The organism is Thermogutta sp. (assembly GCF_014359955.1).
GTDB lineage: Bacteria > Planctomycetota > Planctomycetia > Pirellulales > Thermoguttaceae > Thermogutta.
The window spans coordinates 1-1652 of sequence record NZ_JACIYL010000902.1 but is presented as its reverse complement, the minus strand read 5'-3'; the positions used below and the strand labels follow the sequence as shown (position 1 = coordinate 1652).

Below are 1652 nucleotides of genomic sequence, written 5' to 3'. Positions count from 1 at the left end.
AGTCCACACTGCCGTCTCGCGGGTGAACGAACTTGCCACCTTTCCCGTCGGGATTGAGCAGAAAGTCCTTCACGTGAAGTTTGACGATCATCGACCCTAATGCCCGAATCCACTCCACGGGTGGTGCATATTTCACGTGATTGCCAATATCAAAATAGGCCCGCACCATCGGATGATCGAACGATTTTACAAAGTGGGCAAAAATAGCGGGTTTCACCCAGAGGTTGTTCCACACGTTTTCCAGGGCGATGATCACACCCGTTTTTTCTGCCACCGGGATGAGTTTCTTGACCGCTTCCCGAGATGTATCGATGGCATGATTATGAGCCTCGATGTAGTCCCTGTAGGGAGTGTTATCACCCGTGACGACACGAAGCACATGCCCGGTCTTTTCATCGAATTCGATATCAAATTCCCAGGGTTCCGGCATCTTCATCCCGCCGATGCGGCAGGGGACGAGGAGAAGGGCATCCGCCCCGTAGGCGGCGGCCGTGCGGAGGGACTGGGCCACACTTTCGATGTCCTGATTGACGCTGTCGGTATTAAAGTTGGCCCAACCGTAAAGCACGGAATGCACCCGCATGTCGAGGCTTTCCGCCAATTTTCGGGCGGCTTGCGCATCTTTGGGATCCGCATGTCGGTCATTTGATTCCACGCCGTGAAATCCCGCCGCTTTGAGCTCTTTGAGCCACTGCTCCGTGGGCTTGCCGATCATCGCCTTGTGAATGGTTGTGCGGAAGCCTTCCGCCAGAGTGATTCGACCGAATGCCAAAATTCCGGCAGCAGCGGAGGCCTGGGCCAGAAAATCGCGACGCGAAAATTGGGAGCGCATGAGTTTCCTCCTTACGACAGATCACAAATCAAAACGGTCTGGCCAATAGGGAAACGGTGTTCAACCGTCGTTCTCATCGTACACACGAATTTCACAGATTCCCATTTCCGGCTGGGCACGGCGAATCACGATTCTCAACCGGTCCGATGTCACGGCGGGGAACGTCAACACGCGGCGACGATCAAAGTTGTCCCGGACTTCCAGGACGGTCACCCAACCGTCATCCCGGCCGATCTGGATATCGAAGTCGTCCGCTCGCATCAATTTGGATTGGAAAGATACGTGGACGGTGTTGAACTTGACCGGCCGGTCAAATCGCAACTCCACCCATTGAGGTAGCGGCTGCTGGGGATCCGGGCGCCAGGAGTGAGGAATACCACGTATCGCCCGGGCAAAACCGTCGATAACATTTTCCGGAGCGAAGAGTTGCTGCGTTTGGTCCACTTCCGTGGCCAGCTTGATTCCGGGCTCGTCCCCAGGAGAGAGCCGGAATGCATATGTCTGAGGCATGGTGGTCCACTTTCCACCGGGGCTGCGATAAGCCCGCGAGGTGTTTGCTACCTGCTGCGAGAAAAGCGTCCAGGAAATCCCCGCCGTCTTGGGGAGCCACACGAAATAGTAGCCCTCGGGCAACTCTCGCTGAATACTCACAACAACCCAGCCGCTGGCACCGCCCGGCACAATCGCCGAGGATTTGCCAACCGGGCGGCCGTTCTCGAAGTTTCCCAGGTCGGCAGCAGCGCACAACTCGACGGGGATTTCGGTGGGTTGGGAGAGTTCGGAAGTCAAATGGAGGGCAATACTGTCCAGTCGCCCACCT

2 protein-coding genes are annotated in these 1652 nt (G+C 56.5%); both read right to left on the bottom strand.

From position 1 onward, the window contains the following. The coding region (locus tag H5U08_RS18060) for a TIM barrel protein (RefSeq protein WP_297036317.1) at positions 1–832 on the bottom strand (832 nt) is incomplete at its 3' end. A gap of 60 nt (positions 833–892) precedes the next feature. Beyond that, positions 893–1652 (bottom strand): discoidin domain-containing protein (locus tag H5U08_RS18055; RefSeq protein WP_297036314.1); only part of this gene is annotated, 760 nt, incomplete at its 5' end.